26 protein-coding genes are annotated in these 21700 nt (G+C 71.9%); 11 read left to right on the top strand and 15 right to left on the bottom strand.

The annotated features are described in order from the left end of the window. Nucleotides 1-38: 38 nt before the first annotated feature. The 3 genes from ACIP9H_RS35685 to ACIP9H_RS35675 all read right to left on the bottom strand — a co-directional run bounded on the left by ACIP9H_RS35685 (nucleotide 39) and on the right by ACIP9H_RS35675 (nucleotide 3035). Entirely contained in the window at nucleotides 39-1082 is a 1044-nt protein-coding gene (locus ACIP9H_RS35685; protein ID WP_401963197.1) for an alpha/beta fold hydrolase, read from the bottom strand. Between the two features lie 230 nt (nucleotides 1083-1312). Beyond that, nucleotides 1313-2347 (bottom strand): nitronate monooxygenase, encoded by a 1035-nt coding sequence (locus ACIP9H_RS35680; RefSeq protein ID WP_401963195.1) that lies wholly within the window; start codon nucleotides 2345-2347, stop codon nucleotides 1313-1315. Between the two features lie 70 nt (nucleotides 2348-2417). After that, nucleotides 2418-3035 (bottom strand): TetR/AcrR family transcriptional regulator, encoded by a 618-nt coding sequence (locus tag ACIP9H_RS35675; RefSeq protein ID WP_360912587.1) that lies wholly within the window; start codon nucleotides 3033-3035, stop codon nucleotides 2418-2420. A 142-nt stretch (nucleotides 3036-3177) separates the two neighbouring features. Between ACIP9H_RS35675 and ACIP9H_RS35670 the strand changes: the two genes are divergently transcribed. The 4 genes from ACIP9H_RS35670 (at nucleotide 3178) to ACIP9H_RS35655 (ending at nucleotide 6140) form a co-directional block, all read left to right on the top strand. Next, nucleotides 3178-3558, top strand: coding sequence for an SgcJ/EcaC family oxidoreductase (locus ACIP9H_RS35670; protein WP_401594757.1), 381 nt, complete (start codon nucleotides 3178-3180; stop codon nucleotides 3556-3558). 55 nt (nucleotides 3559-3613) lie between these two features. After that, nucleotides 3614-3916: a muconolactone Delta-isomerase family protein gene (locus ACIP9H_RS35665; protein ID WP_401594760.1), complete on the top strand. Its 303-nt coding sequence runs from the start codon at nucleotides 3614-3616 to the stop codon at nucleotides 3914-3916. A gap of 132 nt (nucleotides 3917-4048) precedes the next feature. Then, on the top strand, nucleotides 4049-5314 hold the full coding sequence (locus ACIP9H_RS35660; RefSeq protein ID WP_401963192.1) for a YbfB/YjiJ family MFS transporter: 1266 nt from the start codon (nucleotides 4049-4051) through the stop codon (nucleotides 5312-5314). A 112-nt stretch (nucleotides 5315-5426) separates the two neighbouring features. Then, entirely contained in the window at nucleotides 5427-6140 is a 714-nt protein-coding gene (locus ACIP9H_RS35655; protein WP_401963190.1) for an SDR family NAD(P)-dependent oxidoreductase, read from the top strand. A gap of 122 nt (nucleotides 6141-6262) precedes the next feature. On the opposite strand, the gene ACIP9H_RS35650 is transcribed toward ACIP9H_RS35655, so the two are convergent. The 3 genes from ACIP9H_RS35650 to ACIP9H_RS35640 form a co-directional block, all read right to left on the bottom strand. Then, the gene (locus ACIP9H_RS35650; RefSeq protein ID WP_401963188.1) at nucleotides 6263-6961 is read right to left on the bottom strand and encodes an SDR family oxidoreductase; all 699 of its coding nucleotides are present in this window, start codon (nucleotides 6959-6961) and stop codon (nucleotides 6263-6265) included. A gap of 267 nt (nucleotides 6962-7228) precedes the next feature. Further along, entirely contained in the window at nucleotides 7229-7837 is a 609-nt protein-coding gene (gene wrbA, locus ACIP9H_RS35645) for an NAD(P)H:quinone oxidoreductase (RefSeq protein ID WP_401594771.1), read from the bottom strand. Nucleotides 7838-8076: 239 nt separating this feature from the next. Next, nucleotides 8077-8553 carry a winged helix-turn-helix transcriptional regulator gene (locus ACIP9H_RS35640; protein WP_401594773.1) on the bottom strand — a complete coding sequence of 159 codons (477 nt, stop codon included), beginning with the start codon at nucleotides 8551-8553 and terminating at the stop codon, nucleotides 8077-8079. A gap of 192 nt (nucleotides 8554-8745) precedes the next feature. Here ACIP9H_RS35640 and ACIP9H_RS35635 point away from each other — a divergent pair, with 192 nt between their 5' ends. The 4 genes from ACIP9H_RS35635 to ACIP9H_RS35620 all read left to right on the top strand — a co-directional run bounded on the left by ACIP9H_RS35635 (nucleotide 8746) and on the right by ACIP9H_RS35620 (nucleotide 11665). After that, nucleotides 8746-9123, top strand: a complete 378-nt coding sequence (locus ACIP9H_RS35635; protein WP_401963186.1) for a hypothetical protein — start codon at nucleotides 8746-8748, stop codon at nucleotides 9121-9123. 10 nt (nucleotides 9124-9133) lie between these two features. Further along, a complete protein-coding gene (locus tag ACIP9H_RS35630; RefSeq protein ID WP_401963184.1) occupies nucleotides 9134-9613 on the top strand; it encodes a MerR family transcriptional regulator in 480 nt (159 codons plus the stop codon). A 113-nt stretch (nucleotides 9614-9726) separates the two neighbouring features. After that, nucleotides 9727-11184, top strand: coding sequence for an MFS transporter (locus ACIP9H_RS35625; RefSeq protein WP_401594782.1), 1458 nt, complete (start codon nucleotides 9727-9729; stop codon nucleotides 11182-11184). 118 nt (nucleotides 11185-11302) lie between these two features. After that, nucleotides 11303-11665 carry a hypothetical protein gene (locus ACIP9H_RS35620; protein WP_401963182.1) on the top strand — a complete coding sequence of 121 codons (363 nt, stop codon included), beginning with the start codon at nucleotides 11303-11305 and terminating at the stop codon, nucleotides 11663-11665. A 45-nt stretch (nucleotides 11666-11710) separates the two neighbouring features. Here ACIP9H_RS35620 and ACIP9H_RS35615 read toward each other — a convergent pair whose 3' ends face one another. Then, the gene (locus ACIP9H_RS35615; protein ID WP_401963180.1) at nucleotides 11711-11971 is read right to left on the bottom strand and encodes a hypothetical protein; all 261 of its coding nucleotides are present in this window, start codon (nucleotides 11969-11971) and stop codon (nucleotides 11711-11713) included. A gap of 189 nt (nucleotides 11972-12160) precedes the next feature. On the opposite strand from ACIP9H_RS35615, the gene ACIP9H_RS35610 reads away from it, so the two are divergent. Continuing rightward, nucleotides 12161-12454, top strand: coding sequence for a hypothetical protein (locus ACIP9H_RS35610; protein ID WP_401963178.1), 294 nt, complete (start codon nucleotides 12161-12163; stop codon nucleotides 12452-12454). A gap of 231 nt (nucleotides 12455-12685) precedes the next feature. On the opposite strand, the gene ACIP9H_RS35605 is transcribed toward ACIP9H_RS35610, so the two are convergent. The 7 genes from ACIP9H_RS35605 to ACIP9H_RS35575 form a co-directional block, all read right to left on the bottom strand. Next, nucleotides 12686-13192, bottom strand: a complete 507-nt coding sequence (locus tag ACIP9H_RS35605) for a barstar family protein (RefSeq protein ID WP_401963176.1) — start codon at nucleotides 13190-13192, stop codon at nucleotides 12686-12688. Between the two features lie 322 nt (nucleotides 13193-13514). Continuing rightward, entirely contained in the window at nucleotides 13515-13925 is a 411-nt protein-coding gene (locus tag ACIP9H_RS35600; RefSeq protein WP_401963175.1) for a DUF6924 domain-containing protein, read from the bottom strand. Nucleotides 13926-14085: 160 nt separating this feature from the next. After that, complete coding sequence (locus ACIP9H_RS35595) at nucleotides 14086-14565, bottom strand: cupin domain-containing protein (protein ID WP_401963173.1); 480 nt, start codon at nucleotides 14563-14565, stop codon at nucleotides 14086-14088. A 27-nt stretch (nucleotides 14566-14592) separates the two neighbouring features. Then, a complete protein-coding gene (locus ACIP9H_RS35590) occupies nucleotides 14593-15312 on the bottom strand; it encodes a cytochrome b/b6 domain-containing protein (protein WP_401594803.1) in 720 nt (239 codons plus the stop codon). Further along, the gene (locus ACIP9H_RS35585) at nucleotides 15254-15988 is read right to left on the bottom strand and encodes a molybdopterin-dependent oxidoreductase (RefSeq protein ID WP_401594806.1); all 735 of its coding nucleotides are present in this window, start codon (nucleotides 15986-15988) and stop codon (nucleotides 15254-15256) included. The genes ACIP9H_RS35590 and ACIP9H_RS35585 overlap by 59 nt, the downstream gene beginning before the upstream one ends. A 101-nt stretch (nucleotides 15989-16089) precedes the next feature. Next, a complete protein-coding gene (locus tag ACIP9H_RS35580; RefSeq protein WP_401963171.1) occupies nucleotides 16090-16707 on the bottom strand; it encodes a hypothetical protein in 618 nt (205 codons plus the stop codon). Nucleotides 16708-16770: 63 nt separating this feature from the next. Next, entirely contained in the window at nucleotides 16771-17856 is a 1086-nt protein-coding gene (locus ACIP9H_RS35575; protein ID WP_401963169.1) for a LacI family DNA-binding transcriptional regulator, read from the bottom strand. Between the two features lie 205 nt (nucleotides 17857-18061). Here ACIP9H_RS35575 and ACIP9H_RS35570 point away from each other — a divergent pair, with 205 nt between their 5' ends. Further along, a complete protein-coding gene (locus ACIP9H_RS35570) occupies nucleotides 18062-20236 on the top strand; it encodes a glycoside hydrolase family 3 N-terminal domain-containing protein (protein WP_401594815.1) in 2175 nt (724 codons plus the stop codon). 69 nt (nucleotides 20237-20305) lie between these two features. Here the strand turns inward: ACIP9H_RS35570 and ACIP9H_RS35565 are convergent, their stop codons facing one another. Continuing rightward, nucleotides 20306-20698, bottom strand: coding sequence for a winged helix-turn-helix transcriptional regulator (locus ACIP9H_RS35565; protein WP_401594817.1), 393 nt, complete (start codon nucleotides 20696-20698; stop codon nucleotides 20306-20308). A gap of 119 nt (nucleotides 20699-20817) precedes the next feature. Here ACIP9H_RS35565 and ACIP9H_RS35560 point away from each other — a divergent pair, with 119 nt between their 5' ends. Continuing rightward, complete coding sequence (locus ACIP9H_RS35560; protein WP_401594819.1) at nucleotides 20818-21666, top strand: NAD(P)H-binding protein; 849 nt, start codon at nucleotides 20818-20820, stop codon at nucleotides 21664-21666. Nucleotides 21667-21700: the final 34 nt, after the last annotated feature.

The following is a 21700-nucleotide window of genomic DNA, read 5'->3' as shown; positions in this document are numbered from 1 at the left end:
CGGCCCGGGACGCGATGTCCCGGGCCGCCGGCGTTCCCTCAGAAGCCGTCGACGTCGACGACCGCCTGCGCGAAGGCCTCCGGTGCCTCCTGCGGCACGTTGTGGCCGATCCCCTTCAGGGTGCGGTGGGCGTACGGCCCGGCGAACTTGCCGCGGTAGGACGCGCCGTCGCCGGCCGGGGTGAAGGGGTCCGTCTCCCCGTCGAGGGTGATCGCGGGCACCGTGATGACGGGGCTGGCGGCGAGCCGCCGCTCGATGAGTTCGTACCGGTTCTCGCCCCGCGCCAGGCCCAGGCGCCAGCGGTAGTTGTGGATCACGATGGCCACGTAGTCGGGGTTGTCGAAGGACGTCGTGGTCCGCTCGAACGTGGCGTCGTCGAAGGCCCACGTCGGGGAGTTGAACTGCCAGATCTGGCGCGCCAGGTCGTGCCGGTTCTGCTCCAGGCCGAGCCGGCCGCGCTCGGTGGCGAAGTAGTACTGGTACCACCAGGCCCACTCGGCCTTCGGGGGGAGCGGGGACTTGTTGGCCTCGCGGTTGGTGATCAGGTAACCGGTCACGGAGACCAGCGCCTTGCAGCGGTCGGGTCGCAGCGCCGCGACGATGTCGGCGGTGCGCGAACCCCAGTCGTAGCCGGCCAGGATCGCCTTCTCGATCCGCAGCGCGTCCATGAGGGCGATGATGTCCTGGGCGATGGCGGCCTGTTCGGCGTTGCGGAACGTGCGGCCGGAGAGGAAGCGGGTCGTGCCGTGGCCGCGCAGGTGCGGGACGATCACGCGGTAGCCCTCCGCCGCGAGCAGGGGCGCGACGTCGACGTAGCTGTGGATGTCGTACGGCCAGCCGTGCAGCAGGATCACGGCGGGGCCGTCGGCCGGACCGGCCTCGGCGTATCCGATGTCCAGGACGCCCGCGTGGATCTGCTTCAGCGGCCCGAACGACGTGCGGCCGCCCGGCCCGGTGCGGGTCGCGGCTTCCGGCCGGCCGGGCGTCGCGGCGGAGGCCGCCGCCGCGGGGAGCGCGCCGGTCAGTGAGGCCGCCGCCGCTCCCGTGCCGAGGACCTTGCCGAAAGTGCGCCTGTCGATCATGTGGAACCTTCCTTCACGTCCGCGTGCCGCGGAAGTTCGCGCGCGGTGGCGACGGCGGGATGCCGTGCCTGCGCTGCTGCCCTGCGTGGTCGCAACCCTCGCACGGATAATCGTCACCGGTCAAGATGGTGACGCAATGAGGGCGGCACGGAACTCTCCGGGACGGGATGTCCGGTCAAAGGCGTTCGGTGGAACGGCTGTTGGCGGCCCCGTGCGGGGCCGCCCACCGCTCAGAGCTCCGAGGCGAGCCGCCGCAGGATCCGCCCGGCCGGCTCGGCCACGGCTTCGCGGTAGCCGGTGCCCGCCCACAGATTGATCAGCTCGGGGTCGCCCGCGGCGGTCGCGGCCTTGCGCATCGGGCTCGTCAGATGGTGCAGCGCGGGATAGCCCAAGGGGGCGGCTGCGGTGTGCCGTTCGGTGAAACCGTTGCGCAGCGCACGGGCGGGACGGCCGGTGAAGGCCCGCGTCACGACCGTCCCCTCCCGTGCGGGGTCGGTGAGCGCAGCCCGGTGCGGGCGCGAGGTGCCCGCCTCGTCGGCCAGCAGCAGGGCGGTGCCGACCATGACCGCCTCCGCTCCGGCGCGCAGCGCCTCGGCCGCGGCCCGCGGGGTCGACACGCCGCCCGCGGCGACGAGCGGCAGGGGCGCGGCATCCCGTACCCGGCCGACCAGTTCGGGCAGGGGCACGGACTCCGGTGTGCGCTCGGGGGTGAGGGTGCCGGAGTGGCCCCCGGCCGCAGAGGCCTGCACGGCCAGCGCGTCCACGCCCGCTTCCGCGGCCAGCCGGGCCTCGGCGGGCGAAGTGACCGTCTGGACGACCAGGCTCCCGGCGGCACGCAGCGCGGCGACCACCGCCGCCTGAGGTATGCCGAACGTGAAGCTCACGACCGGTACGGGATCGGACAGCAGCAGCCGGAGCTTCTCGTTCCACTGGTCGTCGTCCTCGACGACCCCGGTCGCCAGGACGTCGATGCCGTGGGCCCGGGCGTCGGGGGCGACCGCCCGCGCGTAGCGGCGGTATGCCTCCGCGTCGACCGGGACGGGATTCGGCGCGAAGAGGTTCACCCCGAAGCCCACTCCCGCCGAGCGGACCTCGGCGATCTGACCGGCAAGCGCCTCCGCGGTGCGGTAACCGCCGGGGAGGAAGCCGAGACCGCCGGCCTCGGCCGCCGCGACGACCAGCGCGGGCGTGGTGGGACCGCCCGCCATGGGGGCGGCGAGGACCGGGAGGCCCGTACCCAGGGCGGCCAGGGGGGAGTGGGTCATGGTTGCTTTCCTCCTGCGGGGACGGCGCGGCACGGGGACCGGCGGGGCGGGCCCGGTGCCGCGGCCGTCGTCAGACCGTGGCGGGCTCCTGTGGTGCGTGGGCACCGAGAAGTGCCAGGCAGTTCGCCCAGAGCATGCCGAGCGGGGACGTGTTGTTGTAGAGCTTGGCGAACAGCACCTGGCCCTCGAGCTGCGCGACCACGGAACGGGCGGCCTCGTGGAGGTCGGCGACGTGCACTTCGCCGCGGTCGCGGGCCTCGGTGACGACCGCCTCGACCATCGCGACCTGGGCGTCGAAGATGTCCTGCAGCCGGGCGCGGATGGCCTCGGTCTGGTTGCTCATCTCCAGGGTGAGGTTGCCGAACATGCAGCCCGACACGGTTCCGCAGCTCTGCTGCCCGGCCCGCTGCTCGGCCTCCGTCTCCTCGAAGAGCTGCCGCAGCCGCTCCAGCGGAGGCGCGTCGCCGTTCATGATGCGGGACCAGCCGGCCCGCTGGATCGCCCAGTGCTCGTCGATGACGGCGAGGGCCAGGGCCTCTTTGGACTCGAAGAAGTAGTAGAAACTGCCCTTGGGCACCCCGGCCGTCTTGCAGATCTCGGCCACACCCAGAGCTGAGTAGCCGCGCAGTTCGATGAGCGATTGCGCCGCCGTGAGGATTTTCTCTCTGGCATCACTGGTCCGTCCCATGTTTGCCAGTATACGACCGCTCGACTACGGTCTACTAGACCGGTCGGCTATTTACTTCGGCCGTGTTCCAGGCCGCGCCCGCCGCCCGTCCGTCCGGGAGGGAGCCGGCACCCGTTCCGCCGTCCCCGAGGAGACCCCTACCGTGAGCGCCGACACCGAGACCCACCCCCTGCACGACGTCCTGACCCGCTGGAAGGCCGCCTTCGACACCCACCAGAACGACGCCATGGCAGGCCTGTTCACCTCTGACGCACTCTTCCAGGGGTTCGGTCCCGAGGTGCTCGCCGGCCGTGACGCCGTGCGCGACTACTACGCGGCCGTGCCGGAAGTGCGCCGGGCCCACATCGGAAAGGTGCACGCGTACGGCATCGGCGAGGAGGTGGCCGGCGGATTCGCCGACGTCACGTTCCAGGACCCGGACGGCTGGGCGGCTTCGGTCCACCTCTCGCTGGTCCTGCGGCGCGAGGGCGAGGACTGGCGCATCCGCCAGTACCACGTTTCCCGCGTCGCCACCGACCACTGAAACCCCGTCCCCCCGCACCCCCCCTCATCGGCACTCGTTCACGAGAGGCAGGACCATGCAGGAGTTCCTGGTCGAGCTCACCACCACCGTTCCCGAGGGAACCGACCCGGCCGAGGTCGACCGCCGGCGCGCGGCCGAGGCCGTTCGCGCCGCCGAGCTCGCCGCGACCGGCCACCTGGTCAGACTGTGGCGTCCCGTGGGCGAACTGCGCAGCATCGGGCTGTGGCGCGCGGACGACGAGGCCGACCTCCTCGAGAACGTCCTCGGCACACTGCCGCTCGCGCCCTGGATGACGCGGGTCGTCACCGCCCTGCAGTCGCACCCCAACGACCCGGGCCGGACCGCCGCGGCGGGCTGACCACGCGTCCCGTTCCCCCCACCCCGCGCTCCACGCCGCCGCTGCTCACGCCGGCCACGACCGCCCCCCCGTGGCCGGCGCGAGCAGCGGTTTCCGGTATGCCCGGAGCAGGACCACCCGAGGATCCCCGTCATGTACGAGTCCGCCCTCCGTCCGGCCGCGGCACGCGGCGAGCCGTCCCGTTCCCCCTGGGCCCACGTGCTCGCCGTGGCGGCGGCACTGGCCGCCGCCATGGGTGTCGGCCGTTTCGTCTACACCCCGATCCTGCCCCTGATGCAGGCGCAGGCGGGGCTGACCGCCGCAGGCGGCGCACATGCGGCCACCGCGAACTACGTCGGCTACCTGGTGGGCGCCCTCGCGGGCATCTGGCTGCCGCGGCTGCTGCGCTCCTCCGCCGTGCTGCGCGGCTGCCTGGCCGTCCTCGTGGCGAGCCTCGCCCTGATGCCGGCGACGGACAGCACCGAAGTGTGGCTCGCGCTGCGCCTGGTGGCGGGCGCCGCCAGCGCGCTGGTCTTCGTCATCGCCGTCAACTCCCTCCACGGCCACCTGCGCGGACACCCGGCCCATCTGCCCGGCTGGGCCTTCGGCGGCGTCGGTGCCGGTATCGCGCTGTCCGGCCTGCTCGTCCTCGCGCTGCGCGGGCTCGGCGACCTCGGTGACTGGCGGGCCGCGTGGTGGGTGTCCGCCGCGCTGGCGGCGGCGCTCTCCGTGCCCGCGTGGACGATGCGGCCCGAACCCGTGCCGGAGCCCTCCGGGCCCGGGACCGCGGCGGCCGCTCCGGCGGGCGGGCGCGGCCGCCGCAGTTTCGCCGCGCTCTTCGCCTCCTACACGCTGGAGGGCATCGGCTACATCATCGCCGGAACCTTCCTGGTGGCGGCCGTCGGCCAGGGCGCGCCCGGCTGGCTCGGCAGCGGTGCCTGGGTGCTGGTGGGCCTGGCGGCCGTACCGTCCTCCGCCCTCTGGGCGGCGCTCGGGCGGCGCTGGTCGCGCCCGGGCCTGCTGCTCGCCGCGCTGATCGTCCAGGCCGTGGGGATCGCGCTGCCCGCACTGGTCGGCGGTACGGCGGCGGTCCTCGTCTCCGCACTGCTCTTCGGGGCGACCTTCCTCGGGGTGAGCTCGCTGGCGCTGGCGACGGGCACGCAATTGCGGTTCCCCCGCGCTGTGGCGCTGCTCACCGCGGGGTACTCGGTCGGCCAGATCGCCGGCCCGCTGGCCGCCGCGCCCCTGCTGCACCACGGGTACCACCGGGCGCTGATCCTGGCGGCCGTCGTGGTCCTGGCGGCAGCGGTCGCGGCCCTCGTGCTCCGTATCGGCTTTCCGCGTGAGAACGGCACCGAGGGCCTTCGCGGTCCGGGGTCCGGCCCGCGCCGCGAGCCCGCGGCGGCCGAGCGCGGGTAGGAGTGTGGGGCCGAATGGCCCTTTGACGATTGTGGACCGGTCGTCTACCTTGTAGATGACCGGTCGGATAACACCGGTTGAACCCCTTTTCCACCGTTAAGAGAGGGACACCATGAGCAACCAGGGTCAGAAGGTCGCGGTCGTCACCGGCGCCTCGCAGGGCATCGGCGCCGGCATCGTCGCCGGGTACCGCAAGCTCGGATACGCCGTCGTCGCCACCTCGCGGAACATCCCCGAGTCGCACGACCCGGAGATCGCCACCGTCCGGGGCAACATCGCGGTCCGCGACACCGCCGAGCGCGTCATCGCCACCGCCATGGAGCGCTTCGGCCGTGTCGACACCCTGGTCAACAACGCGGGGATCTTCGTCGCCAGGCCGTTCCACGAGTACACCGAGGAGGAGTACGACGCGGTGCTCGGCGTCAACGTGGACGGCTTCTTCCGGATCACCCAGCTCGCCGTCGAGCGCATGCTGGAGCAGGGCGGCGGCCACATCGTGCAGATCACGAGCGCGCTGGCCGACGCCGCCAACTCCAACGTGCCCTCCGTGCTCGCCTCCCTGACCAAGGGCGGCCTGCAGTCCGCCACCAAGTCCCTGGCCATCGAGTACGCCACCCGCGGCATCCGCAGCAACGCGGTCTCTCTCGGCACCATCAAGACCCCGATGCACGCCGTCGAGCACCACGAGGCCCTGGCCGCCCTCCACCCGGTGGGCCGGATGGGCGAGGTGGACGACATCGTCGACGCGGTGGTCTACCTGGAGAACGCCCCGTTCGTCACCGGCAACATCCTCTACGTCGACGGCGGCCAGAACGCCGGCCACTGAACGAAGGGGGGCTCGCTGTCCGTCACGGGGGAGCGGACAGTCCCCGCCCCCACCCGCACATGCGTGAACTCCACCGACCCCAGGGGTCGGTGGAGTTCACGCATGTGCGGGTGGGGGCGGCGTCAGCTGCCGGGGACGGCGCCCACGGGGTGCGACAGCATGGCCTTGACCTGCCGGGTGTGATCGTCGGCGAGGACCTCGGGCAGATCCGCGGCCAGGGCGTCCATGGTCAGTTCCGCCACGGTGGCGGCGCTGATCTTCGGTGCGTCCGTCCAGGCGCTCAGGTCGGTGTCCACGTAACCGGAGTGCACGCCGACGACCAGGGTGCCCTGCGCCGCGAGCCCCTTCCGTATGGCGTCCGTCAGCGACCACTGCGCCGCCTTGGAGGCCGCGTAACCCGGGGACGCCGCCTGACCGATCCAGGAGGCCAGCGAGAGCATGTTCACCACCGCTCCTCCGCCGTTGCGGGCCAGGACCGGCGCGAACGCCCGGGAGACCCGCCAGGTGCCGAAGTAGTTGACCTCCATCGCCTCGCGCGGGCCGTCCAGGGGGCCTTCGAGGAGACTCGCGGTCGCTCCGCCGACACCGGCGTTGTTGACCAGGATGCCGACGTCACCGGCGACGTCGGCGGCCGCCGCGACCTGGTCGGGGTCGGTCACGTCCAGGCGCAGCGGGACGACGTCCGGGTCGACGACGCTCTCCGGGTCGCGAACCCCCGCGTAGACCTTCGCGGCGCCGCGGTCGAGCAGCGCCCGGGCGAACGCCCGGCCGATTCCGCGATTGGCGCCGGTCACCAGGGCGACAGAACCTTCGATGTTCATGGGGGCTTCCTTTGCGACGGGCGCCGCCCGGGGGCGGAGCGCGGTATCGGCCGAGCGCGGGGCGGGCGGCGGTTTCGGCGGCCGCCGGCGTGCCGCCCGGCACGGCGGCGGTGGCATCGAGTCCGTCCGGGGCTCGATCGCAGGCGCGAACGCACCTTGTGGTGCCAGGCTAGGCATCTAACTTTAGTTATGCAAGTCAGATGGGCCGGTGCCGCCTGCGAGGCGGCACCGGCCCGTGGGAACCTCTCGGCGCACTCGCGCCGAGGGTCAGGCTGCCTTGACCCGTGCGGCCAGCCGCACGACGCGCTCGGCCTGGATGCGGGCGGCCGTGCGCGTGATGTCGTCGATGGGGTTGCTGCCCTGGCCGTCCACGTGGGAGGTGCCGTAGGGGTTGCCGTCCACGAACTTGCTCGGGTCGGTGAAGCCCGGGGTGACCGTGATCCCGCCGAAGTGGTGGATGGAGTTGTAGAGCGCCAGCAGCGTCGACTCCTGGCCGGCGTGCGCGGTCGCGCTGGAGACGAAGCCGCTGTAGACCTTGTCGGCCAGCTTGCCCTGGCTCCACAGGCCGCCGAGCGTGTCGATGAACTGCTTGAGCTGCGAGGAGACGTTGCCGAAGCGGGTCGGGGTGCCGAAGATCACGGCGTCGGCCCACTCGACGTCCTCGGGGGTGGCGTGCCGGACCCCGGCGGTCGCCGCGTGGTTGGCGGCCCAGGCGGGATTGCTGTCGATCGCGGACTGCGGGGCAAGCTCGGCGGCCTTGACGAGGCGGACCTCGGCGCCGGTCTTCAGGGCGGCGTCGTACAGCTCCCTGGCGATCTCGGTGATGGTGCCGGTGGAGGAGTAGTAGACGATCGCGAGCTTCACGGGGGTGGCCACAGGGGTGCTCCGTTGGTGTGTGCGGGGTTGGGGGGTGGCGACCGTACTAGTCGACCGGTCGCCTATAAAAAACTAGACGACCGGTCTACAAGTGTCAAAGGTGGTGAGTGAACGCCGGGGGAGAGGAATCGCACAGCACGGAAGTACGGAAGTATGGAAGCGCAGGCCGGCGCGAGGGTGGACTCGGCCGAACGCCATGCCGTGGCGGCGGGCAGGCCCCGCTGCCGGCGGGCGGGGGATCAGGCGCGGGCGCTCTTGTCGCCCAGCAGGGTCACATCGGTGCCGGGGACCTCGTGGCCGTTCTCGTCGAGGAAGCCGACGTGGACGGGGCGGCTGGTGGAACGCGTCCGCCGCTTCGCGGACGGGCCCGAGGGGCGCGGACGGTGGCGGTCGCCCCACTGCTGGAGTGCGGCCAGCACCACCTGCAACTCCTCCCCGGCCTCCGTGAGGTGGTAGCTCTGCCGCGGCCTGCTGCCGGGCTCCTGGTACGTGCGCGTGCACAGCACACCGGCGTCGACGAGCAGCTTGAGCCGGGTGCTGAGCAGATTGGGTGCCACGCCGAGCGAGGACTGGATCTCGGCGAACCGGTGCCGCCCGCCGAAGATGTCGCGCAGCACCAGCAGTGACCAGCGCTCGCCGAGGATCTGCAGGCTTCGCTCGATGGAGCAGCTCGGGTCGTCCTCCGTGGGACCGGAGACCTGCCTTCCGGACGGCACTGCGCACCTCCTGCGTGATGTGCGCCCGCGCGCGGGATCGCGGCACGGCGCGATGGTCAGTGTACGCCTGACTTTCCTCCCGCTATCCAGCGGTCCGCTCACGCCGGCCCGGTGAACGTGGCCGACGGGAAGGGCCCCGGGCCTGCGGGCACTTCGACCCGAACGCAGATCCGAATCCGCCCAACACGGCCGATGTTCCCCGCCGCCGGTCTCGCGGCCCGGTTCGCGACGTCCGAGGATCCCGGGCGGCGTCCCCTCGCCCTGCGCGATCCCGCGCTGACCGCGGAAGCCCTGGAGGCGTTCACCCGGGACCCGGAATGGGAGTGCTGCCGGCGCGCCGCCCGCGACCCCCGCATGCCCCTGGCGCGGGTCCGTGTGCTGCCGGCCGACCTCGACACGGCCGGCCACGCCGCAGGGAACCCGGCGCTGCCGGTCGAGGACATGCACCGGCTTCTCGACGCCGCCGGAGTGGCCGCGCAGCGCGGCGGTGGCCGGACCGGCGGGGGCGCGACCCGCGCCGGTACGGCCTGCGACGGTCGGCGCTTGACTTGGAGCGCTCCAAGTTCCTGATACTCGATGCATGAACGAAGCACGGGCGGTCGGGGGCGAGCACACCGCGCAGCCGGCGGCGGAGACGGTCCTGAGCGTCCAGGAGGTCTCCCGGATCACCGGGCTGAGCGGCTGGACACTGCGGTACTACGAGAAGATCGGTCTGATCGACCCGGTGACGCGCGACCTTTCCAGCGGCCACCGCGCCTACACCCGTGCCGACCTGACCCGCATCGAGTCACTGGCGCACCTGCGGGCCGCGGGCCTGGGGATCGAGGAGATGCGCGCGCTGATGGCGGCGCGCGGGCACTCGCCCGAGACGGTCGCCATGAAGATCGACATGCTGGCCGGGCACGGCGAGGCGCTCGCGGCGGAGATGCGGCGCCTCGCGGCCCGCAAGCGCTACATCGACAACCGGGTCGCGTACTGGCGCGCCGTGCAGGCCGGCGACGACGCCGAGGCGCAGCGACTGGAGTCCGAGGGCGAAGTCCTCGGCGGCCGGTTGGGCTGACCACCCGGAATCCCTGACGGACGAACCTCGTGACGACGCGGGGCGCCCGACCGCTCCCTTTACTTCCCGCTTCCGAGTGACGCCGTCGGAAGCCCCCTAGCGAGGACTGTGTCATGACCATGTCTAAAATCAGGGCTGCTGGCCCCTGGGCGGTGTTCGCCTTGGTGGCGACGGCCCAGTTCATGGTGGTGCTGGACACCGCGATCATCAACGTCGCCCTGCCCGTGATCAAACGAGAACTGGACTTCGGCGACAGCACCATCCAGTGGGTGGTCACCGCTTACGTCCTCGCGTTCGGCGGCTTCCTGCTGCTGGGCGGCCGGGCCGCCGACCTGTTCGGCCGCCGCCGCACCCTGATCGCCGGCATGGCGGCCTTCACCGCGGTCTCGTTCCTGATCGGGATCAACTCTTCGGTGCCGCTGCTCATCGTGCTGCGCGGCCTGCAGGGCCTGGCCGCCGCCGTCATGTCCCCCGCGGCCCTGTCCACCGTCCTGGTGCTCTTCCCGGACGGGCACCAGCGCGCCCGCGCCCTGGGCCACTGGTCCATGGTCGCCACCGGCGGAGCCGCGGTCGGACTGCTCCTGGGCGGCGTACTGACCCAATACGCCGGATGGCGCTGGAACTTCTTCATCAACGTCCCCGTCGGCCTCGCCGTCCTGGCACTCGTGCCCCGCCTCGTCCCCGACCACCGGCCCGCGCGCAGCGGGCGCCGCGGCCTGCCGGACGCACCCGGCGCCGTGCTGGCCACCGCCGGCCTGATGGCGGGGGTCCTCGCCTTCAGCCAGGCGCCCGCGTGGGGCTGGACCGACGGGCGCACCCTGACCGGGTTCGCCGCCTGCGTGGTCCTGCTCGCCGCCTTCGTCATCAATGAGGGGCGCTCCCGCGAACCGCTGGTGGACCTCGGCATCTTCAAGATCCGCAACGTCCGCGGCGCCAACGGCATGATGGCCGCGGTCTTCGCCGGCAACCTCGGCATGTTCTTCCTGCTCACCCTCTACCTGCAGGACGTCGAGCACTACAGCGCGGTCCGCACCGGTCTGGCCTTCCTGCCCTTCCCCGTCGTCCTGGGCCTGACCTCCACCCGCATGGCCGGCCTGGTCCGCCGCTTCGGCTTCCGGCGGTTCCTGATCCTCGGCCCGGCCCTGGTCGTCGCCGGGATGCTGTGGGTCAGCCACCTTCCCGTGCACGGCGGTTACCTCGTGCACGTACTGCCGGGGCTGCTGGTCATGCCGCTCGGCTACGGCATGAGCTTCGCCCCGATGTACGCCGCCGCCACCGCCGGAGTCCCGGCCCGCTGGGCAGGCGTCACCTCAGGGCTCATCGCCACCTCCCAGCAAGCGGGAGGCGCACTCGGCCTGGCTGTCATCTCCGGCGCCGCCGCGACCGTGACCGCCTCCCTCACGCACGACGCCCTGCCCCAGGCACTGACCTCCGGCTACAACGCGGCCATGACCGTCGCGGCCGCCATCACCGCCGTCGCCGCCCTGCTCGCGGTCCTCGTGATCCGCGCGCCGCGCCGGGAGGATCAGCCTCCGGCCGTCGTGGAGGCCCGCGTCGAGATGCAGCCGTGACGGATGCGCGGGCTCAGCGGCTTGGGGGCCCTTCACTGCCTGCCGAGCAGGCCCGTTGACCGGGTGTGGACACGGTGGGACCATCCGGCACGACTGGACATCGCGCTGGGGGTGGGGCATGGCCGGGCAGGTGGTAGAGGACATCGAGAGGTACTGCCGTCGCTGCGAACAGCGGGTGCCGCCGGTGGTGCGCAAGAAGGCCGGCAAATCCGCCGGAAGCCTGGCGGTGAAGCAGGCCGGAGCGGTGGTCGTGGCGATCGTGATCCTGTTCCACCAGGTCCGCGTCCTTCGGTCACTCCTGGAAGTCACCGACCTGAGCGTCCTCGTCATCTGGCCGCTGTTCGTCAAACCCACGTGGCTCGGCCTGGTGGGCGCGCTGGCCGTCCTCGCGGTTTCGACGATCGTCTGGATTGAGGCGCCCGCGCGGGCGCAGCGGGCGGCGACATGCCCCATCTGCCTGCTCCCGTTCGACGCGGAGTAGCGGGCCGTCCCGCCCTCCGCCCGCGCGTTCACCGGGACGGTGCGGTCAGCAGTGGTCGATCCTTGGCGCGGGCTTGTGCAGGGCCGCTTCCATCTCCCGCTCGCGAAGGGCTCCGTTGAGTCTCCGACGTGCGTGAACATCCGTAAGTGCGCGCTCCGCGAGTTCGGGTAGCCGTCCCGCGCGGGCAAGCAAATCCATGTGCCGCAGATGGGTCGAGTAGCACTCGGCGTGGGCGCTCACCAGCGCGATGGCCGTGTCCTGATCTCGCCGCTGTTCCGCAGGCTGGGCCTGCTCGAACCACGCCACAGCTCAAGTATCGCGCAGGGTTGTCCTGCCCTCCCCGCATCGCGGATGCCGGCGCACCCTCCACGACGGCCCTTACCGCGATGGCCCTGGTGGGCTGGGGCCACGCATAGGGCTTCGACGCAGTCTCGGTCCGGTCTCAGTACGGGGTCCGCAGCGGTGAATGCGACATTCCCGGTGAACGCTGCGCATGTGAGTGACGCGTGGAGACGCTACGGCAAGTGGTTCGGAGACGCGGTTGTCGCTGTGATCCTGGTGGTTTGCGAAGCCGCGACCATGCTCGGGACGGGCCTTGTGCTGATGCTGATCGAGTTCGGGGGAGCGCACGCGGAGTGGCTCGGACCGACAAGCTACGGGCTGGTCACCGCGAGTGCCGGAATCATTGCGGCGGCGGCCTGGAGCGAGCGCATGTGGGTCACGGCGGTGACGCAGTTCCTCGTCGCGGGCTTTTTGATTGTCCAGTTGATCCGCTTCGGTCTTGAATGACTGCGGGGCGCACCGCTGCATCACGGACTACGTTCCGTTCCAACCGGATATCGCTGGATGCCGTATCGAGGTGAGAGGCCAAGCAGTCTCACGGCCGGCTGTCGACGCCAAGTAACCGGTAAGGCTCAGAACTCGTCCGCGACTATTGACAATTACTCGTGAAGTAGTAGCGGCGACCCATGAGAACAGCCTTCTATCGCGTGACGTCGAGGATCTACCCGCCTCGCAGCTCTACGGGCAACCGGTGGACGGAAGGGCCCCGGGCCAGTCTTCACCGGCAAGCGTGGCGGTCAGGCGTCGACCGGACAGAGAAGTGACGACATCCATGCCTGTCCTGACTGCCTCGGTGAAGCAGGCCGGCGGCGTCCGCCGCAGCGCGAATACGAAGTGAAGGGCGAACCGCGGCGTTGTCACGTCCGCCATCCCGTCAGCGTCGAGTCGGAGATTCGCCTGCCATGCCGCCTGGCACAGCACCGACACGAACAGGCCGAGAAAGTCGGCGTCCAGCAGGCCATCGGCGTCATCGATGACGACGGCGACGTCCAGTTCACCGTGGCCCGGGCCGTGCCAGTCCTGCAGGCAGTCTGCGAGCGCGTCCCAGTTGTGGCCGAAGTAGTCGGCGAACGAGAGCTCACGAGCGAACACCCGGAACAGCGCCATCGGATGTATCAGTTCGCGGCCGTCGATCCTGAAGACGAGGCCTCCGCGTTCCACGAGCTCGGAGAGCTCATTGGTCAACCACGAGTCATTCCCGTAGGCAAAGACCACCCACGGCGGTCTCGGCGAGCTCAGGGACGTGGCCTCCACAGCTGTGATCCTCCCATGCCCTTGTTCCCCTGGGACAACTCGGCAACGTGGACGGTCTGACCGGGCTCCGGTTGCCCGGCCAGTGGGACAGCCGTGCTGCCGCGCGCGGTCGGAACTGGACATGTACTTCCGGAAGGCAGAGCACCGGGCAGTAGCTGGAGGTGCAGGACCGGGTTCCGGCCCGCGGGAGCCCCGAATGACGACCGTCCCGCGCCCGCGGGCTTGCCCGGGCGGTTGCCGAACGGCGCCGCTGTCAGCAGCCGCGGAAGGTGCCGGTGTCGTCCGTGGAGTCGGCGAAGTCGGCGAAGTCCATGTTGGCGATGCTCAGGTTGGCGGAGATTTCGAAGTACCACTCGGCCGGTACGCGAAAACTCCGGCCGGGCTCGTCGTAGAGGTCGACGGCGAGAAGAGGGTGCGCCGGATCGGTCATGGTGCGGGCATCCGCGAGGAACACGTACGTGATCTTCTCGTCCTCGTCGGCTGCGGCATCTTCGCCGACCAGGGCTTGCACGCTCACGCCCGCGTAACGTGGGTCGTCGACGTAGGTTGCGGCTGTTTCGTCCGCGGCATCGATCGTTCTTCGCAGGGCGTACCAGGCGGAGTCGTCGCTGAAGTCGGTGCGCAGCACCAGAGATGCCAGATCGGCGGGGTAGGGCAGCGGCATGCGCACATGGTCGCACTTGCGATCAGTCGGGATCGTGGCCGAAGAGTGAACTGCCTGTCCCGACCGATCGTGGTGCCTTGTGGGCCCGTTGGTCACGGGAGCCGAGAGTGCGCAGCCCTGAAGGGACAGGGCGCGAGAGCCCGGCGGTCCTCGCGCGGGGTCAGTCGTCCAGCAAGTCCGTGTCGTACTGGTCGTGCTTGATCCGGAAGGCCTTCAGTTCCGCGCGGCTGCGCTGCGCGTACTCCGCGACCTTCTCGAAGTACTCGTCCCGGGGAGCGCCCGGGGTGAAGAGCAGCAGCAGCGACACCGGGTCGGCGCTGTCGTTCCGGAAGGCGTGGAGTCCGCCCACCGGTACGTGGAGGAAGTCGCCCTGGCCCGCGGTGAGCCAGCGGTCGCCGTTGTAGAGGCGGACCTCGCCGGACAGGACGTAGAAGGACTCGGAGATCGTGCGGTGGAAGTGTTCGGCGGCGCCCATGCTCCTCGGGGGCATGTCGATCTTGTAGAGGCCGAACTCTCCGCCGGTGTCCTTCTGCGTGGCCACGTAGCTGACGACCCCGGTGTCGGGCGCCGGGGACGCGGGGCGGAACGCCGCGCTGACCTGGCCTTTCGCGCCGAAGTAGCGGGGGTCTGGGTAGGACATGGCGACTTCCCTGGGGGTAGGCGGGCTTCAGCGGTCCTTCCCTCTGATGATCCCTCCACGGGGCCGTGCGAACCCCTCAGGCGCGTGCTCGTCGTCCAGCCACCGCGGATGCAGCCGCCGGGCCCAGGTCCGCTCCACGTACCCCGTGCGCATGCCGAGGCGGGCCTGCGGGTCGCGGAAGGCCATCCGCATGTGGCCGAACAGGACGGCGACGGCGGCCCAGGCCAGGATGTCGTGCACGAAGATCGCGCTGGTGCGGGAGACGGAGGGGAGCACGCCCGTGAACCACATCAGCAGGCCGGTGGCCATCATGGTCAGGACGGCGCCGGCGATCCAGCCCGCGTAGATCTTCTGCCCGGCGTTGAACTTGCCGGCCGGCCGCGCCTCCGGTGAGGTCAGGCGCTTTCGGACCGCCCGCAGCCACTGCCTGTCGTACCGGGCGAAGCGGTTCAGCCTGCGCAGGTCGGCGCGGAACGCCGGCGAGGCCAGGCCGAGCAGGAAGGGCAGCGGCAGCAGGATCCCCGACCACTCGTGGACGGTGACGACCAGGTGGCGGCGGCCGACCAGCTGGGCCAGCGGGGCCAGGTAGAGGCATGCCGCGCTCGTCACGCAGAGCAGCATCAGCCAGCCGGTGGCCCGGTGGACCAGGCGTTCGGCGCGGGTGAACCGGGCGACGAGTCCGGCGCGTTCAGGCCGCGGCAGCGTCGCCGCGCTGGTCGGCTCCGTCGAGCCAGCCGTCGACGGCATAGCCGTACTCCTCCCAGTAGCCGGGTATCACCCGGTCGGTCACGGTGATCCCGGACAGCCACTTGGCCGATTTGTAGAAGTACATGGGCGCCACGTAGAGCCGGACGGGGCCGCCGTGCTCGTGGCTGATCGGCTTGCCCTGCATGGTCAGCGCCACCATGACGTCGGAGCGGCGGGCCTGGTCGAGGGTGAGGCTCTCGGTGTAGACGCCGTCGAAGCAGGTGAAGTGGACCGCGGCGCCGTCCGCGTGCACGCCGGCCGCGTCGAGGAGGTCCGCGAGCCGCACTCCGGTGAACGGGGTGTCGGCCACCCGCCAGCCGTCCGTGCACCGCACGTCGTGGACGATCCGGGTCTGCGGCAGGGCGCGCAGGTCGCCGAGGGTGTACGTCCTCGGGCGGTCGACGAGGCCGTTCACTCGCAGCCGGTAGTTCGTGGCGTCCTTGCGCGGCACGGATCCCACGACGCTGTAGTAGCGAAAGCCCCCGGGGTTGGGCAGCACCCCGGTGAGCCCGGTGGGGTCGACCTGGGAGGCCGCGCCGAGGAACTTCTCCCACCCGCGCTGCGCCCAGGGGGCGGCGGCGAGGCCGGCGGCTCCCGCGCCGAGCATGGCGAGCATGGTGCGTCGCGCCACCGGCGGGCCGTCGGCCTCCGCGGCGCGCTTCCGTCGTTCAGCCATGCCTCACGAAGCCTCTCCTCGCCCATCACCTGCTGGAAGAGTGACGACCTTCGCATGCATGTGCGTCACCTGTCAAGGTGGTGATGGGTGGGAGGGGGGTGTCAGGGGCAGCGCTCGCCGAATTTCACGGCCTTGAACGAGACGGGCTGTCCGTGCAGCGCGGCGCCGGGCGCGGGGGTCTGCGAGCACACCTGCCAGTTGCTCTCCAGGAGGATGTAGCGCTTCTTGCCGGACACGTCCTCCGCCGTGATGCTCGTCATGGAGGGCAGGGCCCGGCGCGCCACGTTCAGGGAGGTGCCCGTCAGGTCCGGCATCGTGCTGCCGGCCGTCGGGGGCGCGCTCGCGTCGCTCCCGGGGCAGGTCTCGGCGAGCTTGACCGTGCCGAGGTCGACGGTGGTCCGCGTGGGGCGGCGGCCCGGGGCGGGGCTCTGGAAGCAGACCTTCCAGTCGCGGTCCCAGATCTGCTCGCGCCCCCGGCCCGCGGAGTCGTGCGAGTCCAGCCGATGGAAGCCGAGTGACTGCGCCCGGTCCTGGGCGGCCTGCAACTCCATGCCGCGCAGGTCGGGCAGGTCGGCGACCGCGGCGGGGGTGGTGGTGCGGTTCCCGGAGGGCCGGTCGCTGGTGCCGTCGTCCGCCGGGTCGCACGCGGTGAGGGCGGTCACGGCGGCGACGGCGAGGATCGCGGCCAGCGGGCGGGCGGCGGGGCGGCTCGGGCTCATGACGCATACGTACCCGGGCACACCGTGTGAATGCCGCAATCACGACGGAAGGGTGACGTGCGGTCAGGTCGAAGCGGCCCCGCAGCTGCCGCGGACCACCAGGCGGGTCGGCACGACCGAGGAGGCGGGATGCTCCGCCGGGCCCGGGCCGAGCAGGTCGCGCAGCGCGGCGACGGCGGCGGCGCCGAGGGCGTTGCGGTCCTGTGCGACGGTGGTCAGCGCGGGGCTGACGAGGGTCGCGGCGTCGATGTCGTCGAAGCCGACCACGGCCAGGTCGCGCGGTACGGACCGGCCGGCCTCGGTGGCGGCGCGCAGGGCGCCGACGGCCATGAGGTCGCCCGCCGCGAACAGCGCGGTCGGGGGCTCGGGCAGGGCGAGCAGGCGGTGCACGGCGCGGCGGCCGCTCTCCAGGAAGAAGTCGCCGGTGACCACGTACTCCTCGGGTGCGGGGAGCCCGAGGCGGGCGCACGCGGAGCGGAAGCCGGCCAGTCGCCCGGCGGCGGGCGGGAGTTCGGGCGGCCCGGTGACGGTGGCGATCCTGCGGTGGCCGAGGGCGTGCAGATGGGCGACGGCCGTTTCGGCGCCGGCGGCGTTGTCGGAGGCGACGCTCGCGGTGCGCGGGCCGTCGAGGGCGACGTCGAGCCCGGCGCAGGGGGTCCCGGAGGCGGCGAGCACACGCAGGGCGCGGTCGTCGGCGGGGCGCCCCATGACGATGACGCCCTCCAGACTGTGCCGGCGCACGGCCTGGACGTACACCCCGTCGGGATCGCCGGGGCCGGCCGTCGTCAGCAGCATCAGGTGGTAGCCGGCGTCGGACAGGGCGGTGCGCACCGAGCTCAGCAGCCCTTGCAGGAAGGGGTGGTGCAGTCCCTGGGACTCGTGCCAGGTGTCCCACAGCAGGCCGATGGTGTCCGAGCGGCGGCGGACCAGGGTGCGGGCCGGTTCGTTGGGGGCGTAGCCGAGTTCGCCGGCGAGCCGGCGGATGCGTTCGCGGGTGGCCCGGCTGACGTCGGCCCGGTCGTTGAGCGCACGGGAGACCGTCGCGGTGGACACCCCGCTGCGCCGGGCCAGTTCGCGCAGGGTGACGGCGGTGGCGCCCTGGGGCGGGGGGACGGGGGTCTGGTCTCCGGGATTTCGCGGCACGCTCACGTCTTGACGGTATGTCATGTCAGCGTCAGGCTCTAGGGGCGACAGCAGCCGGAAACGTTTACGGCCAGTGCCCCCGACGGGGCCGGACAGGAACGGGATGCCTGCGATGCCTGCGAACGAACCGCGCACACGCCTCACTCGCTCACGACTGAGAAACCTCGTCGTCCTCGTGACGGCGGCCGCCTGCGCCGCTGCCGTCGCGTCCGTGCCCGCCCAAGCCGACGGCCCGCTCTACACGCGGGCCGGCGCCCCGGTGGACCTGCGCGTGAAGGACCTCCTCAAGCGCATGACGCTGGACGAGAAGATCGGCCAGATGGACCAGATCGCCGTCGCCCGGATCCAGGGCGACTGCGAATGGAGCGGCGGCGCGCTCAACGAGAGCTGCATGAAGACCGTCCTCGCCGACTACCCGGTCGGCTCGGTGATCTCCGGCGGCGGCATGGCCCCCGCCAAGAACACCCCGCAGGACTGGGCCACGATGGTCAACGCCGTGCAGAAGTACGCCATCACCAACTCACGGCTGCACATTCCGATCGTGTACGGCGTGGACGGGGTGCACGGGCACAACAACGTGCTCGGTGCCACGATCTTCCCGCACCAGATCGGCCTCGGCGCCACCTGGGACCCGGGCACGGTGCACGACTCCTCCGCCGCCACGGCCCGCGCCGTCGCCGCCACCGGCATCGACTGGAACTTCGCCCCCGTCGCCGACCTCGCCCGCGACCAGCGGTGGGGCCGCTACTACGAGACGTACGGAGAGGACCCGCTGCTCGCCGGCACCCTGGCCGCCGCCGCGGTCGACGGCGCCGAGCACGCCAAGGGCGCCAAGCGGGTGGCCGCCACCGTCAAGCACTTCGGCGGCTACTCCGAACCGGCCAACGGCCACGACCGCGTGCCCGCCGACGTCTCGATCCGCTATCTCCAGGACACCCTGCTGCCCTCGTACAAGCAGGCCGTGCAGTCCGGCGCCAAGTCCGTCATGGTCAACTCCGGCGCCGTCAACGGCGTTCCGGCCACCGCGTCGACGTATCTGCTCACCAAGGTGCTGCGGCAGCAGTGGGGCTTCAAGGGCGTGACCGTCAGCGACTGGGAGGACGTCCGCGCGCTGCAGACCCGCTACAAGATCGCCGCCGACTACCCCGAGGCGATCGCGCTGGCCGTCAACGCGGGCCTCGACATGGCCATGGAGCCGTACTTCGCCAAGGAGTGGAGCCAGGGCCTGCGAACCGCCGTGGACCGCCGCCTGGTATCGCAGCGGCGGATCGACGAGGCCGTGAGCCGCATCCTCAAGATGAAGTTCGAACTCGGCCTGTTCGAGCACCCGTACGTCGACGCCGCCAAGGCCGACGCCGCGGTGAACGGCGCCGACGCGGGCCTGGCGCGCACCGCCGCCGCCGAGTCGCAGGTGCTGCTGCGCAACGAGGGCGGCGTGCTGCCGGTGAGCCCCTCCGCCAAGCGGATCGTCGTCGCCGGTTCCTACGCCGACGACATCAACGACCAGGCGGGTGGCTGGACCATCGGCTGGCAGGGCGTGCCCGACGGGGTGACGCTGCCCGGCACGACCATCCTCAAGGGCATCCGCGAGGCCGCGCCCGCCGGTACCGAGGTGGTGCAGGCCAAGACCGCCGACGACGCCGTCGCCCAGGCGAAGAACGCGGACCTCACGATCGTCGTGGTCGGCGAGAAGGCCGCCGCCGAGGGTGCCGCGGACAGCCCGCGGCCGGAGCTGACGGCCGATCAGCAGGCGCTGGTGAAGTCCTTGAAGGCGAGCGGCAAGCCGGTCGTCACGGTCGTCGTGGCCGGGCGCCCGCTGGTGCTGGGCGACGCCGAGGGCACGCAGGGCCTGCTGATGTCCTGGCTGCCGGGCACCGAGGGCGGCCACGCCGTCGCCGACGTGCTCTTCGGCAAGGTGAACCCGAGCGGCCGGATGCCAGTGTCCTGGCCGCGGAACATCGGCGACGAGCCGATGTACTACCAGCAGCTGCCGGGCACCAACGGCGGTCCGGAGTCGTCCTACGACCCGCTCTACGCCTTCGGCGCGGGCCTGTCCTACACCACGTACAGCTTCGACGCCCTCACCGCCGACACCAAGGGCGTCAAGGTGACGGTCTCCAACACCGGTGCGCGCGACGGTGACCTGGTGGTCCCGGTCTACGCGTCGCGGCCGGTCAGCGACGTGCTGGCGCCCGCGCGCAAGCTGGTGGCGTTCACGAAGGTCCACCTGAGGGCGGGCGAGCACCGCACCGTTCGGCTGGACTTCGCCAAGAGCGCGCTCGCGGTGACTCCCGGGGACATCGACGGCTCGGGAACGCCGCGCGTCGAGCGGGGCACGTACACCTTCACCGCGGGGGACAAGAGCGCCGACGTGGTGCTGCGTTAGGTGCGGCGCGCCGGGGACCGCGGGCCGCACCGCCCCCGTGGTCCCCGGCGTCCGGCGTGTCGGCGCGGGTCAGCGCGTGTCGTCGTCGTACGCGGCCCGCGCCTCGTCCACGTCGCCCATGTGCTCCTGCGACCAGTGCGCGAGCGACGCGAACAACGGGGCCAGGCTGCCGCCCAGTTCGCTGATCTCGTACTCGACGCGGGGCGGCACCTCGGGGTGGTACGTGCGGATCACCAGGCCGTCGCGCTCCAGTTGGCGCAGCCGCTGTGTCAGGACCTTCGGGGTGACCGAGCCGATGCGGCGCTGGAGTTCCACGAAGCGCTGCCGGCCGTGGGCGTGCAGGGTCCACAGGATCGGGGTGGTCCAGCGGCTGAAGACCAGGTCGACGACCGGGCTGATCGGGCAGGCCAGCGCGGGGTCGGCGGCCGGGGACGGGGCGCTGCGGGCGGACGGGCTGCTCATCGGGGCGACTCCGTGAGGACTCGGCAGCGTTCGGCATAGTCACTATCTTCTAGGTACCTACTATACCTGCGCTGTTAGCTTCGTCCCGTCGCAGTCAACTCGTCGATACGGAGCTGAAGATGATCGCAGTAACAGGTGCCACCGGGAACGTCGGACAGCCGCTGGTCCGCGCCCTCGCCGCGGCGGGGGAACAGGTGACCGCGCTCTCCCGCCGGAGTCCCGCGCTCGGCGCACTCCCCTCCGGAGTACGCCATAGGAAGGTCGACCTGACGGCCCCGGAGGAACTGCGCGAGGCGCTGGACGGCGCCGAGACGCTGTTCCTCCTGCCGGCCGGGGAGCTTCTGAGGCCCGGCGGCCGGCCGTACGACCTCGTCGGCGCCGCCAAGGCGGCCGGGGTGCGCCGCGTCGTGCTGCTCTCCTCGCAGGCCGCCGGCACCCGCCCGCAGGCGGTCTCGCACGAACCGCTGCGCGCCTTCGAGGCCGCGGTGCGCGAGTCCGGCACCGATTGGACGATCCTGCGCGGCGGCGGTTTCGCCTCCAACGCCTTCGCCTGGGCGGAGTCGGTGCGCACGGCGCGCACGGTCGCCGCGCCCTTCGCGGACGTCGCGCTCCCCGTCGTCGACCCCGCCGACATCGCCGCGGCCGCGGCGGTCGTCCTGCGCGACGGCTCCCACGCGGGACGCACCTACGAGGTGACGGGCCCCGTGCCCGTCTCGCCGCGCGAGCAGGCGGCGGCGATCGGGGAAGCGCTGGGCACGCCGCTGCGCTTCGTCGAACTGGGCCGGGAGGAGGCCCGGTCGGGCCTGCTGCGCTTCATGCCCGAGGCCGTCGCGGACGGTACCTTGGACATCCTGGGCGAGCCGCTGCCCGGGGAGCGGCGCGTCAGCCCCGACACCGAGGCACTGCTGGGCCGCCCCGCGGCGCCGTTCGCCGCCTGGGCGGCGCGCAACGCCGCCGCCTTCCGCTGAGGCGGTGTGCGGGAGCAGGCCTCCGGCCTGCGGG

Origin of the sequence: Streptomyces sp. NPDC088732 (genome assembly GCF_044751205.1) — a bacterium.
In the GTDB taxonomy this organism is placed as follows: Bacteria; Actinomycetota; Actinomycetes; order Streptomycetales; family Streptomycetaceae; genus Actinacidiphila.
This window is presented reverse-complemented; position numbering and strand designations above follow the sequence as displayed.